Genomic DNA, 14300 nt, shown 5'->3' on the forward strand with positions numbered 1-14300 from the left:
GGGATAGCATTAATTATTTTAGTGCTCGTAATTAATCGCCTTGTTTAACTTCTGACAACGCTAACCGTAATGCAACAAGCTTCCGTTTTCGTTTGGCGGTAAGTTGCAGTTGATCACACTTTTTTACGCTTGGACGCGTTTGCCCCGTTTGGGCATGGTGAGCAACGGGGCTGGCGCGTGGTAAAACGTGTGTCTATGCCTCGTAAAGTGCCGCTTACGGCGCTATTTATCCGGTTATTACGGTGTGCTAAAGCCGTGGCGAGGGGGATAAAAAATGCCTGAGATCACACTTCCGACTACGCCCCAATCCTCCTCCCCAGCTAATCCTCAGGCGGGATGATGCTCAGTGGCATTTCGCAGGTCAGGATAGCGAAAAATTGGCACACTTATAGAGCAGAGAATCCCTATGTCACAGCCTACGCTTAAAAAGGACGTTTTCCTGGCGGCATTGACCCGTCAGTGGCAGCAATTCGGCTTACGTTCCGCCCAACAGATGACCCAGCAGCAGTGGTGGCAAGCGGTCAGCCGCGCGCTGGCGGAGCAGTTGGCGGCGCAGCCAGCACCGGCGAAGCAGATGACTGCGTTGCGCCATGTGAACTATATCTCGATGGAGTTCCTGATTGGCCGCCTGACGGCAAACAACCTGATTAATTTAGGGTGGTATGACACGCTGGAAGGCGCGCTGGCGGAGCAGGGCGTGCAATTGGCCGATCTGCTGGAGCAGGAAATCGATCCGGCGTTAGGCAATGGCGGGTTGGGGCGTTTGGCCGCCTGCTTCCTCGATTCGATGGCGACGGTAGAACAACCGGCCACCGGTTATGGGTTGAACTATCAATATGGCCTGTTCCGTCAATCTTTCAAGGACGGTCAACAACAAGAGGCGCCGGACAACTGGCTGCGCGAGCATTATCCGTGGTTCCAACACAATGCCGCGTTGGCGGTGGACGTAGGGATCGGCGGCACACTAGAGACGCAGGCTGATGGCCGTGAAGTGTGGCTGCCAGAAATGACCTTGCGCGGCGAAGCTTGGGATCTGCCGGTGCTGGGCTACCGTAATGGTGTTACGCAACCGTTGCGCCTGTGGCAAGCCACGCATCAACATCCGTTTAATCTTGAGGATTTTAACGACGGTAAATTCTTGCAGGCGGAAGAGCAGGGCGTTGAGGCGGCGAAACTGACCAAGGTGTTGTATCCGAACGATAATCATCAGGCCGGTAAACGTCTGCGTCTGATGCAGCAATATTTCCAATGTGCCTGTTCGGTGGCGGATATTTTGCGTAAGCACCATCAGGCCGGGCGTAAAATCGAAGACTTACCTCAGTATGAAGTCATCCAGCTGAATGACACTCACCCGACTATCGCCATCCCAGAAATGCTGCGCATTTTGCTGGATGAGCACCAGATGGAATGGGATGCCGCTTGGGCCATTACCAGCAACACCTTTGCCTATACCAACCATACCTTGATGCCGGAAGCCCTCGAATGTTGGGATGAACAGCTGGTGAGCAGCCTGCTGCCACGCCACTTCTCAATCATTAAGCAGATCAATGCCCAATTCAAAAAATTGGTGGATAAGCAGTGGCCGGGCGATAAAGCGGTGTGGGCCAAGCTGGCGGTGCATCATGATGAGCAGGTGCGGATGGCTAACCTGTGCGTGGTCAGCGGTTTTGCGGTGAACGGTGTGGCGCAACTGCATTCTGATTTAGTGGTGAAGGATCTCTTCCCTGAATACTATCAACTGTGGCCGCATAAATTCCATAACGTGACCAATGGCATCACCCCGCGCCGTTGGTTGAAACAGTGCAACCCGGCGTTGTCGAGTCTGATTGACGACACCTTGAAGGTGGAGTGGGCGAATGATCTGGACGCGTTGAAAGGCCTGGAAAAATACGCTGACGATGCGGCATTCCGGCAGAAATACCAGCAAATTAAGCGCGACAATAAAGTGGTATTGGCGAACTACGTGCATGACGTAATGGGTTTAACGCTTAACCCGGACGCGATTTTTGATGTGCAAATTAAGCGTCTGCATGAATACAAACGCCAGCATCTTAATCTGTTACACATTCTGTCGCTGTATCGCCAATTGCGGGATAACCCGAATTTGGACATCGTGCCGCGGGTGTTCCTGTTCGGTGCCAAGGCGGCTCCGGGCTACTATCTGGCGAAAAATATTATTTATGCGATCAACCAAGCTGCGGAGAAGATCAATAACGATCCGCTGGTAAACGATCGGCTGAAAGTGGTGTTTATTCCTGACTATCGTGTCTCGGTCGCGGAGCTTATGATTCCAGCGGCGGATATCTCCGAACAGATTTCTACTGCCGGCAAAGAGGCTTCCGGCACCGGCAACATGAAGCTGGCGCTGAACGGCGCGCTGACCGTGGGTACGTTGGATGGCGCTAACGTGGAAATTGCCGAGCAGGTTGGTGAAGACAACATCTTTATCTTTGGCAATACCGTCGAACAAGTGAAGGCGCTGCTGGCGCAAGGCTATGATCCGCTCAGTTATAGCCACAAAGACCCGCATCTGAAGACCATCCTCGATGAGCTGGCGAGCGGTCTGTTCAGCCACGGTGACAAACAGGCGTTTGACATGATGCTGCACAGTTTGCAGGTCGGCGGCGATCCGTATTTGGTGCTGGCTGATTTTGCCTCTTATTGCCAGGCGCAGCGACAGGTTGATGCACTTTACCGTGACCGTGATGAATGGACGCGTCGCACCATTCTCAATACCGCACGCGTTGGCATGTTCAGCTCGGATCGCTCGATCCGTGATTACCAGCAGCGTATCTGGCAAGCCAAGCGTTAAGGAGACTGAATGGTGCGTAAATGTATCGATCAGGCTGCGGCACAGGCGGGGATTGCCGCCGATTACATCAACGCTCACGGCAAACAGCAGGCTATCGGGCAGGATACCAAGCGTAAATTGCTGGATGCCATGAACCGCCCGCTGACGCCAGGGGCGGAGGCACCGCTGCCCACGGTGAAAGTGTTTTGTCACGGCAACCCCATTGTGTTGCCGCTGGGTGGCAGCGGCGATTATCACTGGGAATTGGTACGCGAAGATGGCAGCCAGTTGCAAGGGCGCGCCAGCGGGCGAAAAACCTTTACGCTACCGGGCGGAGCCTTGCCGCTGGGTTATCACCAACTGACCCTGCGCCAAGATGAACAAACCTGGCCTTGTCGGCTGATTGTCGCGCCACAACGTTGTTATGAACCCGATGTGTTATTGACCGGTCAGAAGCTGTGGGGCACATGTGTCCAACTTTACACACTGCGCTCAGATCGAAACTGGGGCATCGGTGATTTTGGTGATTTGCGGCAGATGGTGGCCGAAGTGGGCGAACGCGGTGGGGCATTTGTCGGCCTTAACCCGATTCATGCGCTGTATCCGGCAACCCCGGACAGTGCTAGCCCGTATAGCCCGTCATCGCGCCGCTGGTTAAACATCATCTACATCGATGTGAATGCCGTTGAGGATTTCCAGCGCAGCCACGCGGCACAGCAATGGTGGCTTAAACCGGCGATCCAACAGCAACTGGCGAGCGCGCGTCACAGCGATTGGGTGGATTACGCCACCGTCACCCGCTTGAAACTGACGGCGCTGAAGTTGGCTTTTGCCCAATTTCAGACACGTAAGGTAAACGATGCGCAAAAGCAGGCGTTTGAATCCTTCGTTAACCACGGGGGCGACAGCCTGAACCAGCAGGCGACGTTTGATGCGCTGCATGCACATCTCTGTGAGCAAGATAACCGTTTGCTGGGCTGGCAATCGTGGCCGGAGGCGTATCAGCAGGCGCAGAGTGATGCCGTGGCAGCGTTCTGCCAACAGCATCAGGATGACGTGCGTTTTTATCTGTGGCTGCAATGGTTGGCAGCCAGCCAGCTTGCCGACTGCTTTGCACAAAGCCAGCAACAGCAGATGCCGATTGGTTTATACCGCGATCTGGCGGTGGGTGTCGCCGAAGGCGGGGCGGAAACCTGGTGTGTGCGCGATCTGTATTGCCTGCAAGCCTCGGTCGGCGCGCCACCGGATATTTTGGGGCCGCTGGGGCAAAACTGGGGATTACCACCGATAGACCCCCATGTGATGACGGCGAGGGGTTATCAACCCTTCATCGACTTGCTGCGTGCCAACATGACCCACTGCGGCGCGTTGCGTATTGACCACGTGATGGCGTTGCTGCGTCTGTGGTGGATACCACAGGGGGAAACGGCCGATCAGGGTGCCTATGTGATGTACCCGGTGGATGATTTGCTGGCGGTGTTAGCGCTGGAAAGCCAGCGGCATCACTGCATGGTGATTGGTGAAGATTTGGGTACTGTGCCGATAGAGATCGTCGGTAAGCTGCGCGACAGCGGTGTGTATTCTTACAACGTGTTGTATTTCGAGCACGATGGCGAAAACCACTTCCGCGCGCCTCAGACCTATCCGGTGCAGGCGATGGCGACCGTTACCACCCATGATTTGCCAACGCTGCGCGGCTATTGGCAGAGTGGCGACTTACGTTTGGGGGCGTCGCTGGGGTTGTACCCTGACGCTGACATTCTGGCGGAACTGTACGCGGAGCGAGAACGCGCTAAACAGGGATTGCTGGACGGTTTGCATCACTACGATTGCGTTCCGCAAAAGGTGGGCAAAAAAGCGGCGTTGCTTAACATGGGGCCGATGCTTAATCGCGGCTTACAGCGTTACGTGGCAGACAGTGCCAGTGCGCTGCTGGGCTTACAGCCGGAAGATTGGATAGACATGGCTGAGCCGGTGAACGTGCCCGGGACGAACACGGAATATCCGAACTGGCGGCGTAAATTGAGTCATTCGCTGGAGGTGATGTTTGCCGATCGGCAGGTTAATTGTTTATTGAAAGATTTGGATAAGCGACGTAGGAAAGTATCGGTAGGCTGAGTCATCAAGCACCCTCTGGCCTGGCAGAGGGTGCCTGTTAGAGCATCAATAGTAGGAATGCTCGCCGCGTTGGTGTTCAGTCAGATCGCGTACGCCTTTCAGCTCTGGGAATTTCTGCAGCAGTTCTTTTTCGATGCCTTCTTTCAGCGTGACATCAACCATGGAACAACCGTTACAGCCGCCGCCAAACTGCAAAATAGCCAGGCCATCTGCGGTGATCTCCATCAACGTGACGCGGCCGCCGTGGCTAGCCAGCTGTGGGTTGATCTGGGATTGCAGCACATATTCCACGCGCTCCATCAGTGGGGCGTTTTCATCGACTTTGCGCATTTTGGCATTGGGTGCCTTCAGCGTCAGTTGGGAACCCATCTGGTCGGTGACGAAGTCGATTTCGGCCTCTTCCAGATACGGTGCGCTCAGCTCATCAACGTAGGCTGACAGTTTATCGAACTTCAGTTCGGTGTCTGTTGCTTCGACGGCGTCTGGCGGGCAATAAGAGACACCGCATTCGGCAGTCGGTGTACCCGGATTGATCACGAATACGCGGATTTGGGTGCCTTCCTCTTGGTTTGCCAGCAGTTTGGCAAAATGTTCCTGTGCAGTATCTGTTATACGAATCATAGCATTAGCTCAGTAGTTGACTTCTATAGTAGGTTATAATACGCCCATTGCTTTAGCACTACAATGTGCGGCAAATGCACCATATCTGGAGTGAGGCAATGCCTTGCGCTTGTAACAGCGTGGCGATTTCTCTCACTGTGCTGCCGGTGGTGACCACATCGTCCAGCAAGGCGATATGCTTACCGGCGACATTCTCATCGCAGCGAAATGCCGCCCGCAGATTGCGCCGACGTTGACGTGCGGTCAGTTGCCGTTGCGGGGCCGTAGCCCGCACCCGACGCAGCGCCGCAGGCCGGTAGTCACAGCGCAGCCAATGCGCCAGCGGTCGCGCCAGCAGGTCACTTTGATTATAGCCACGGCGCCAGCAACGTTGATTCTGTAAGGGTACCGCTAAAATCACGTCTGGTTTGTTCAGATGTTGCTCCCGATGCGCCTGTAACCAGCGTAGCAGTAATAATCTGGCCAGCGCCGGTGCGAGCTCGGGCACCTGTTGATATTTGAAGCGGGTAATTAATTGGCGGTATGGGCTGATGTAATCGCCGGCGAAGATCAGCGCTTGCCACGGCGGGGGTTTTTGCACACAACGACCGCAGGCCCAGCGATTATCGCCGCTCGGTAAACCACAACAAGGGCAGCAAGGCGGGAGGCGCGGCAGTTGGCGCAGGCAATAACTGCAAATTCCCTGTTGGGCAACACGTAATGGTTGTCGGCATAGCCAACAACGGCTGTGGATTGCTAGCATAGTCATCCTCCGTGATAAGTAAACAAGGACAATAACTGATGACTGCGCTCTACTGGCAAACAATGGGTGAAGGCGATCGCGATCTTGTGCTGTTGCACGGCTGGGGATTAAACGCCGAGGTGTGGGGTTGCACGCTGGCTGGACTTACACCGCATTTCCGCGTGCACGTGGTTGACCTACCAGGCTATGGCCGCAGCCAAGGGTACGGTGCGCTGACGCTAGAGCAAATGGCCGACATGGTATTGGCACACGCGCCGGAACAGGCTTGGTGGCTGGGATGGTCGCTCGGTGGGTTGGTTGCCAGCCAAATTGCATTAACGCAGCCGCAGCGGGTTCATGGGCTGATTAGCGTGGCATCATCACCTTGTTTTACTGAGCAGGAAGCGTGGCCGGGGATTCGCCCGGCTGTGTTGAGCGGTTTCCAGCATCAGCTTAGTCAGGATTTTCAACGTACGGTGGAGCGTTTTCTGTCGTTGCAGACGTTGGGGACGGCCAGTGCGCGGCAGGATGCCAGAACGTTGAAAGCGGTGGTACTCGAACAACCCATGCCAAGCGTCGCGGTGCTCAATGGGGGGTTGGAGATACTCCGCACCGCCGATTTACGCCAGTCGTTGAGTGCGTTGACTGTGCCGATGTTGCGTATTTATGGTTATCTTGACGGTCTGGTTCCGCGCGCGGTCGCCGGGCTGGTGGATAGGTTGTTACCGGCGAGTGAATCGGTGATTATCGCTAAGGCAGCTCATGCGCCGTTTATATCTCATCCAGATGAATTCGCGAAAATTATTAATCAATTTATTACTCAGACAAAAACTGACCAAAGCTAAACTACGCACGAAAGAGCGCTAAAAAGCGTGCGAATAGGTGGATAAAAAACAAAGCTGTTCGATACTTAATGAGTAAATGTAGTGGCTGCAAACGAAAATGACGGTCTTTTTTCACGTTGGTGTTTTATCTCTGGGTATGCGTTTCGTCAAGGAAAGCAGCGAAGCGTGAGGGCGCCATGGCAGCCGGTAATTACTGTACGTTTACTCTGACGGCTTTCATAACAACGACATTATCCATTGAGAGGTTGAGTCATGAAATCATTGAAGATGATCATTACCGCGTTAGTCGTAGGTTCGGTTTCTTTTGGCACTTTGGCGGCGACGGAATTGACCAAAGAAGATTTGGCGAAAGATCCGGGAAAATACGAAAAAATAGGTTCGGTGAGCACCACTGCAGAAACCACCTCGCCGATGGATGCCAAAGCGGAATTGTCCAAACTGGCTGATGAGAAAGGGGGGCAGTATTACGTGATCATTGCCGGGCGTGAACACGGTAAATTCAGTGCGATAGCCGAAGTGTATAAAGACAAAATGTAATGTCGAAAAAATGGGGCGATAATCAGCGCCCCAGTTTATTTCACGGTTTCAATCGATAAATCAACGTGTTGCATCCCTGACTGTCCGGGCAACTTTTACAACCGCCGCTCAAACAGGCGCTGTGATCCTGCTCAATCCGTTCTACTTTGCCCATTGCGTGTAAACGTTCCAACATGGCCTGCATCAGCGGCAGCGGCGTTGCGAGCAGGCGGCTGAGTTGCTCCGCCTGTAAATCACCGTTTAAGGCTAACGCATCGCGAACTTGCAACAGACTGGCCATCAGTGACAGTCACCTTGTGTACCGTGACAGCAGTTGGCTGGCGTTGCGCTACGCAAACGAACCGTCACGCGGCTGCGGGCTTTACGCAGGCCGAACAAGACCAGCAGGTTGAAGCACAGCACCGCCAGAATGCACATCAGGCTGTATTGCGGGTGTTGGTTAAAGGTGACGGCCTGATAGAACAGCGTTGCCAGTGAGTAGGCGATGTTCAGCCCCCACAAAATCGAGAAGGTCATCCATCCCCGGCTAGATTCACGGGCGATAGCACCCATCACCGATACGCACGGCACATAGAGCAGCACAAAGATCAGATAGCTGTAGGCGGAAATCGGTGAGCCAAATTTACTGCTCATGGTGCCCATTGAACTGGCACCCATTTCGCCATCGCCTTTGCTGGCCTCGATGGGGTTCGACAGCACGCTGAAGCTGAAGGTGTCTTTTAGCCCCTGCCAGGTTTCCTGTACTGCACCACTGAGTTCATCCAGCAGATTGAAATGCGCAGCATCGAACGTTTCGTTGTTGATCTGTTCGGCGGTATACAGCGTGTTAAGCGTACCGACCACCACTTCTTTCGCCATCGCGCCGGTGACCAGGCCAACGGTCGCCTGCCAGTTGTCGCTGTGGACGCCCATCGGCTGCAACAGCGGCGTCAGTACTTTACTCACCGAGGCCAGTGCTGAATCATTGATATTATCCACCGGTTTGCCGCTAAAGGAAAAACTGTTCAATCCGCCAATAAAAATACTGGCGATAATAATGACTTTACCGGCTCGCAGCACGAAGCCTTTCAGGCGCTGCCATGTTTGCAGCAGCAGACTTTTTAAGTGCGGCACATGGTAAACCGGTAGCTCCATCACGAACGGTGATGCTTCACCGCGCATAATGGTGTATTTCAGTACCAGACCCGTCAGGATGGCAACCACGATGCCGAGCATATACAGTGAAAACACCACGCTTGCTCCGTCTTGGCCGAAGAACGCCGCCGCAAAGACCGCAAAGATCGCCAGCCGCGCCCCGCATGACATGAAGGGTGCCATCATGATGGTGAGTAACCGTTCGCGTTGGGCGTCTAAAGTACGGGTGCCCATAATCGATGGCACGTTACAGCCGAAGCCGACGATCAGCGGTACAAAAGATTTGCCGGGCAGGCCAAGCGCTTGCATCAGGCGATCCATGACGAATGCGGCTCGCGCCATGTAGCCGGAGTCTTCAAGAAACGATAGGAACAGATACATCATGCCGATTTGTGGCACCAGCGGCAGCACTGTATTGATCCCGCCGCCAACGCCTTGCGCCAGAAATACCGTCAGCCAGTCGGGGAAATGCAAAGTATAGCCGACCCACTGAATGCCTTGGATGAAGATTGCCGCAGAGCCGAGGTCAAAAATGGGCTGTAACGCGCCGCCGATGTTAATCGCCAACACGAACATGACATACATCACCAGCAGGAAAATCGGAACGCCTAACCAGCGGTTGAGGATAACTTTATCCAGTATTTCGGTCAGCGGATTCGGCAGTGCCTGCTGCGAATTACTGACTTCATTGCAGATCGCGGCGATTGACTGATAACGCGCGTCAGCAATCACTAGCGCGGGATCTTCCTGCTGTTGCTGCTCCAATGCAGCTTTAGCCGCTGGCAGCAGCGTGATGGCGTTACCTGCCAATTGGTGACTATAGATATCCCCTTCGAGCATTTGTAGCGCCAGCCAGCGGCGTTGTTCGGTTGGTAAGTTTTCGGGCATCGCGGCGCTCAACGTATCAACTTCTTTTAGCAGTAACGGCGGATAGGCAACTAAGGCTTTCAAATCATTATAGTGGTGATCATCAATCACCTGCTTCAGCAGGCCGATGCCGTCAGCCTTGGTGGAAACCATCGGCACCACCGGACAACCGAGCCTCTCTGCCAGTGCGGCTACATCAATGTGAATGTGCTGGCTGCGGGCGATATCCAGCATGTTCAGGGCCACGATGCATGGAATACCCAGCTCCAGCAGTTGCAGCGTCAGATAGAGATTACGCTCGAGATTTGACGCATCGACCACGTTGATCAGCAGATCAGCATCGCCGCTGAGGATTGCGTGGCAGGCGATTTGCTCATCCAGTGAGGTTTGTTCTGAGATGGTGGTTAACGAATAGGTACCGGGCAGATCTACCAGCGTAATGTGGGTTTGCGGAGTGGTAAAATGCCCCTCTTTACGTTCAACCGTCACGCCGGCCCAATTACCGACCCGTTGCCGGGAACCGGTAAGCTGGTTAAACAGTGTTGTTTTCCCTGAATTCGGATTACCTATCAAGCCAATAGTTAATTTTTTCATAATCCAACGCGAGTTCAATGAATTGCATACAAACCACGTTAAAGACGCGGCAATGACCTATTGTGGGCGGCGTGAGGTTACTGCTGGCCTTCCAGCACAATCAGGGCGATATCTTTTTTGCGTAGCACCAGGCTGACGCGGTGGGTCTTGATTTCGATCGGGTCGCCCAGCGGCGCAATACGTATCACTTCAAATGATGATCCCGGCAGCATACCGAGTGACAGCAATTTCTGGCGGTAGGCGGGGCTTATCTCGTTGGAAAAACCCGTAATCTTATAAGACTGTTTAGGCAGAAGATGCATATTACCTTCTTAAATTACGCTGGACGCATTGAGCGTCACTGTCTGAACGGCGGTAACCGGGAAAAAGGCACGTTTGTGACGGTATCCGCAGGCCGAATTGATCAATCTATAACGCGATGAACACGTAAAATAATAATAGTGAGAATGATTATCGTATTCAATACAAAAAAAAGGGGTACAGGCCACTATTTGACATTGTGTGAACAATTGTTGATGTAAATACTTGGCGCCGATATTTTTAGCACTAACGGTGATGGGCTGCAAATGGGGATTCTTGGTTAAAAGCGTTGGTTTTTTGTATCGAGTTTGTTTATTTGAAAAATAGATTCGGTTATTTGTGTCATCATTTTTCTAAATCATGTCAGCTGAGTGGTTTTTTTAACATTCATAATTGAGAACCTGCGTGATAACCGTTTGTGTTACTACCTAAAAAATAACGTTGAGCGTTGAATGTTAACGAGAGTGTTAATTAATAAATTTTTTGCATGTTTTTACGTTTCAAAATAGATTATTTATTTTAAACCAATGAGGGGATTAAAAAATGCCAACTTATTGCGTGAAATCAAAAAATAGGGCGGAGATGTGCTCCGCCCTGAAGAGGAGTTAGCGTTTCTTACCGAATGCTGCTGCCAGAGCATCACCCATCGCGCTGTTGCCTGCAGGCGAACTCGCACGTGGTTTCGGTTTGTTTGTTGCAGGGCGTGTGGCGTTATCACGTACTGGGGTATTCGCGCCACCGCGGCGTGGTGAGCCTTCACCCGGTTGTTCGTCGAGCCGCATGGTCAGTGCGATACGTTTCCGCTGCAAATCCACTTCCATCACTTTGACCTTAACGATATCGCCTGCTTTCACCACGGTGTGCGGATCTTCAACGAATTTATCCGCCAACGAAGAGATATGCACTAAACCATCCTGATGGACACCGATATCGACAAACGCGCCAAAATTGGTGACGTTGGTGACCGAACCTTCCAGGATCATGCCCGGCTGTAGATCGTTGAGCGTTTCCACGCCATCGGCAAAGGTGGCGGTTTTAAACTCAGGCCGCGGATCGCGCCCCGGTTTTTCTAACTCTTTGAGGATGTCCGTTACCGTCGGCATACCGAACTGTTCATCAGTGAAATCGCTGGCCCTGAGGTTACGCACGGCGCTCGGATTGCCCATCAACTCTTGCAATGCTTGCTGGGTCGCCGCCAGAATGCGCTCGACGACCGGGTAGGTTTCTGGGTGAACGGTTGAAGCGTCCAGTGGATTATCACCGTGGTTGATACGCAGGAAGCCCGCGCACTGTTCAAAGGCTTTTGGCCCCAAGCGGCTGACTTTCAGCAACTGCGCGCGATTGGCGAAGCGGCCGTTTTCATCACGCCAGTTGACGATATTTTGCGCCATGATGCGCGTCAGACCGGCGACACGAGTCAGTAACGGCACAGAGGCGGTATTCAGATCGACACCGACGGCGTTCACGCAGTCCTCAACCACCGAATCCAGTTTTTTCGCCAATTGGCTCTGGCTGACGTCGTGCTGATACTGACCAACGCCGATCGATTTCGGATCGATCTTCACCAGCTCGGCCAGCGGATCTTGCAAACGACGGGCGATGGACACCGCCCCACGCAGTGACACGTCAAGGTTCGGGAACTCCTGCGCCGCCAACTCTGAGGCTGAGTAGACCGATGCTCCCGCTTCGCTGACGATCACTTTTTGCGCATTGACTTCCGGGAACTGTTTTTGCAGTTCGAGGAAGAAGCGTTCGGTCTCACGGGAGGCGGTACCGTTACCGATCGCCACCAGTTCTACGTGATGTTTGATGCACAAGGCGGCGACGATGGCGGCGGCTTTGGCCGCTTGGCCGGTGTGCGGGTAGACGGTATCGGTCGCCACCAGTTTGCCGGTGGCGTCAACCACGGCCACTTTTACCCCAGTACGCAGCCCCGGATCGAGCCCCATGGTGGCGCGCATCCCCGCTGGCGCGGCCATCAGCAGATCGTGCAGGTTGCGTGCAAACACATTGATGGCTTCATCTTCAGCGCGTTCACGCACCGTGCCCATCAGTTCGGTTTCCAGGTGCAGGAGCACCTTGATGCGCCAGGTCCAGTTCACTACCGCTTTACGCCAGGCATCTGCCGGTGCGTTATTCAGCCGCAGATTCAGGTGATTGATAATGATTTGTTCGGCCTGGCTTTCGCGCGGCGCTTCTTCACAGTGTGGATCGGCATTTAATGCCAGTTGCAAAATGCCTTCGTTGCGGCCGCGGAACATTGCCAGTGCACGGTGTGAAGGGACGTGAGAAAGCGGCTCATGGTGATCGAAGTAGTCGCGGAATTTCGCGCCTTCCTGCTCTTTACCTTCGACCACTTTGGCGACCAGATGGGCGTTTTTCCACAGGTAATCACGCACTTTTGCCAGCAGCGCCGCGTCTTCCGCGAAGCGCTCCATCAAAATATAACGTGCGCCATCCAGCGCGGCTTTCACGTCTGCTACGCCTTTGTCTGCATTAACGTACCGTTCCGCCAGCTGTTCCGGTTGCTGCTGCGGATCTTGCCACAGGCTATCGGCCAACGGTTCCAAACCGGCTTCAATGGCAATCTGGCCACGGGTGCGGCGTTTGGGTTTGTATGGCAGATAAAGGTCTTCGAGCTCGGTTTTACTCAGCGTGCCGTTGATCGCGCTCGCGAGTTGTTCGGTGAGTTTGCCTTGTTCTTCGATCGACTTGAGGATCGTTTGACGACGATCTTCTAGTTCACGCAAATAACCCAGACGTGTTTCCAACAGACGCAGTTGGGTATCGTCCAGGCTGCCGGTCACTTCCTTACGGTAGCGTGCAATAAATGGCACGGTGTTCCCTTCATCCAGCAGACGGATGGCGGAGTCAACTTGCTCCGGCCGGGCTTGCAGTTCTGTTGCAATAATGCGGCTCAGTGGATCATTCATAAGTCTGGTATCTATTAAGAGCGATGAATAAGCAGGTGGACAGTTATACGTATTGCACGCGGAAAATGCCAGTCTAGCGGGCGTGCTGCCGTGGGTGCCCGGCGTCGAAAGCGCCGGCTTGCAAGGCCATGGTGGCCGTTCAGATTACGCTGAAACTGCAACGCCGCCGGATCAAGGCAAAAGCCGTCACCTATCCGGAATTCACAAACCCCGTATGCGCTGAGTGTGAGCCCGAACAAATTTGGCTCCGTCACCCACGTACTTTATGCGTTATTGGATGAAGCACGCAGGAGCGAGGCGAACCATTATTGCCTCGCGCCCGGCTAAACCGAGTGAATAACCGGGTTTTTATTGCACGTATTCAATCTGGTTAACATACCACTGGGCTTCACCCACTGGCGTATTCACGCTGGCGGTATCGCCGACCTCTTTCTTTAGCAAAGCGCGCGCCATCGGCGAGTCGATGGAAATGTAATCTTTGCGCCCAAAAATCTCATCGTAGCCGACGATGCGGAAGCGCTTGATCATGCCCTCGTCATTTTCCACCTCGACCCAGGCACCGAAAAATACTTTGCCTTCTTGCTGTGGTGAGTAATCAACGATCTTTAGCTGTTCCAAACACTTGGTGAGATACCGCACCCGGCGGTCGATCTCGCGTAGCCGTTTTTTATTGTATTGGTAATCGGCGTTTTCACTGCGATCGCCAAGGCTGACGGCCCAGGTCACCTTTTTGGTGACTTCCGGGCGTTCTTCGCGCCACAGATAATCCAACTCTTGTTTGAGTTTGTTATAACCTTCACGGGTTATCAGTTGAGTTCTCATCGTTATCCACCTTAATG

Annotated in this window: 11 protein-coding genes; 4 read left to right on the forward strand and 7 right to left on the reverse strand. The window is 53.6% G+C overall.

The genetic code is table 11. The features are described 5' to 3' along the window. Positions 1-406 precede the first annotated feature (406 nt). The gene (gene malP, locus ACQKDS_RS12830; RefSeq protein WP_399670976.1) at positions 407-2812 is read left to right on the forward strand and encodes a maltodextrin phosphorylase; all 2406 of its coding nucleotides are present in this window, start codon (positions 407-409) and stop codon (positions 2810-2812) included. A 9-nt stretch (positions 2813-2821) separates the two neighbouring features. After that, complete coding sequence (gene malQ, locus ACQKDS_RS12835) at positions 2822-4909, forward strand: 4-alpha-glucanotransferase (RefSeq protein WP_399670979.1); 2088 nt, start codon at positions 2822-2824, stop codon at positions 4907-4909. Between the two features lie 45 nt (positions 4910-4954). Here the strand turns inward: malQ and nfuA are convergent, their stop codons facing one another. Both nfuA and gntX read right to left on the reverse strand, forming a co-directional pair. After that, positions 4955-5530, reverse strand: a complete 576-nt coding sequence (nfuA, locus tag ACQKDS_RS12840) for a Fe-S biogenesis protein NfuA (RefSeq protein WP_399670982.1) — start codon at positions 5528-5530, stop codon at positions 4955-4957. A gap of 58 nt (positions 5531-5588) precedes the next feature. After that, positions 5589-6272, reverse strand: a complete 684-nt coding sequence (gntX, locus tag ACQKDS_RS12845) for a DNA utilization protein GntX (RefSeq protein WP_399670985.1) — start codon at positions 6270-6272, stop codon at positions 5589-5591. 38 nt (positions 6273-6310) lie between these two features. Here gntX and bioH point away from each other — a divergent pair, with 38 nt between their 5' ends. Both bioH and ACQKDS_RS12855 read left to right on the forward strand, forming a co-directional pair. Beyond that, positions 6311-7096: a pimeloyl-ACP methyl ester esterase BioH gene (bioH, locus tag ACQKDS_RS12850; RefSeq protein ID WP_399670988.1), complete on the forward strand. Its 786-nt coding sequence runs from the start codon at positions 6311-6313 to the stop codon at positions 7094-7096. A gap of 252 nt (positions 7097-7348) precedes the next feature. Then, complete coding sequence (locus tag ACQKDS_RS12855; RefSeq protein WP_399670991.1) at positions 7349-7633, forward strand: YdgH/BhsA/McbA-like domain containing protein; 285 nt, start codon at positions 7349-7351, stop codon at positions 7631-7633. 40 nt (positions 7634-7673) lie between these two features. Here the strand turns inward: ACQKDS_RS12855 and ACQKDS_RS12860 are convergent, their stop codons facing one another. From ACQKDS_RS12860 to greB, 5 genes are all read right to left on the reverse strand, one after another. Continuing rightward, positions 7674-7913 (reverse strand): FeoC-like transcriptional regulator, encoded by a 240-nt coding sequence (locus tag ACQKDS_RS12860; RefSeq protein WP_399670994.1) that lies wholly within the window; start codon positions 7911-7913, stop codon positions 7674-7676. Continuing rightward, a complete protein-coding gene (gene feoB / locus ACQKDS_RS12865; RefSeq protein WP_399670997.1) occupies positions 7913-10228 on the reverse strand; it encodes a Fe(2+) transporter permease subunit FeoB in 2316 nt (771 codons plus the stop codon). The genes ACQKDS_RS12860 and feoB overlap by 1 nt, the downstream gene beginning before the upstream one ends. 77 nt (positions 10229-10305) lie before the next feature. Beyond that, positions 10306-10530, reverse strand: coding sequence for a ferrous iron transporter A (feoA, locus tag ACQKDS_RS12870; protein ID WP_399670999.1), 225 nt, complete (start codon positions 10528-10530; stop codon positions 10306-10308). Between the two features lie 603 nt (positions 10531-11133). After that, positions 11134-13461 carry a Tex family protein gene (locus tag ACQKDS_RS12875; RefSeq protein WP_399671002.1) on the reverse strand — a complete coding sequence of 776 codons (2328 nt, stop codon included), beginning with the start codon at positions 13459-13461 and terminating at the stop codon, positions 11134-11136. A 348-nt stretch (positions 13462-13809) separates the two neighbouring features. Further along, positions 13810-14283 (reverse strand): transcription elongation factor GreB, encoded by a 474-nt coding sequence (gene greB / locus ACQKDS_RS12880; RefSeq protein WP_399671005.1) that lies wholly within the window; start codon positions 14281-14283, stop codon positions 13810-13812. Between the last annotated feature and the right edge of the window lie 17 nt (positions 14284-14300).

The organism is Serratia sp. NPDC078593 (genome assembly GCF_050268245.1).
Classification (GTDB): domain Bacteria; phylum Pseudomonadota; class Gammaproteobacteria; order Enterobacterales; family Enterobacteriaceae; genus JBNNGK01.

Excerpts from the sequence above, each read along its gene's own strand:
- malP (WP_399670976.1), top strand. The coding sequence starts at position 407 with ATGTCACAGCCTACGCTTAAAAAGGACGTTTTCCTGGCGGCATTGACC.
- nfuA (WP_399670982.1), bottom strand. The coding sequence starts at position 5,530 with ATGATTCGTATAACAGATACTGCACAGGAACATTTTGCCAAACTGCTG.
- ACQKDS_RS12855 (WP_399670991.1), top strand. The coding sequence starts at position 7,349 with ATGAAATCATTGAAGATGATCATTACCGCGTTAGTCGTAGGTTCGGTT.
- feoA (WP_399670999.1), bottom strand. The coding sequence starts at position 10,530 with ATGCATCTTCTGCCTAAACAGTCTTATAAGATTACGGGTTTTTCCAAC.
- ACQKDS_RS12875 (WP_399671002.1), bottom strand. The coding sequence starts at position 13,461 with ATGAATGATCCACTGAGCCGCATTATTGCAACAGAACTGCAAGCCCGG.
- malQ (WP_399670979.1), top strand. The coding sequence starts at position 2,822 with ATGGTGCGTAAATGTATCGATCAGGCTGCGGCACAGGCGGGGATTGCC.
- gntX (WP_399670985.1), bottom strand. The coding sequence starts at position 6,272 with ATGCTAGCAATCCACAGCCGTTGTTGGCTATGCCGACAACCATTACGT.
- feoB (WP_399670997.1), bottom strand. The coding sequence starts at position 10,228 with ATGAAAAAATTAACTATTGGCTTGATAGGTAATCCGAATTCAGGGAAA.
- bioH (WP_399670988.1), top strand. The coding sequence starts at position 6,311 with ATGACTGCGCTCTACTGGCAAACAATGGGTGAAGGCGATCGCGATCTT.
- ACQKDS_RS12860 (WP_399670994.1), bottom strand. The coding sequence starts at position 7,913 with ATGGCCAGTCTGTTGCAAGTTCGCGATGCGTTAGCCTTAAACGGTGAT.
- greB (WP_399671005.1), bottom strand. The coding sequence starts at position 14,283 with ATGAGAACTCAACTGATAACCCGTGAAGGTTATAACAAACTCAAACAA.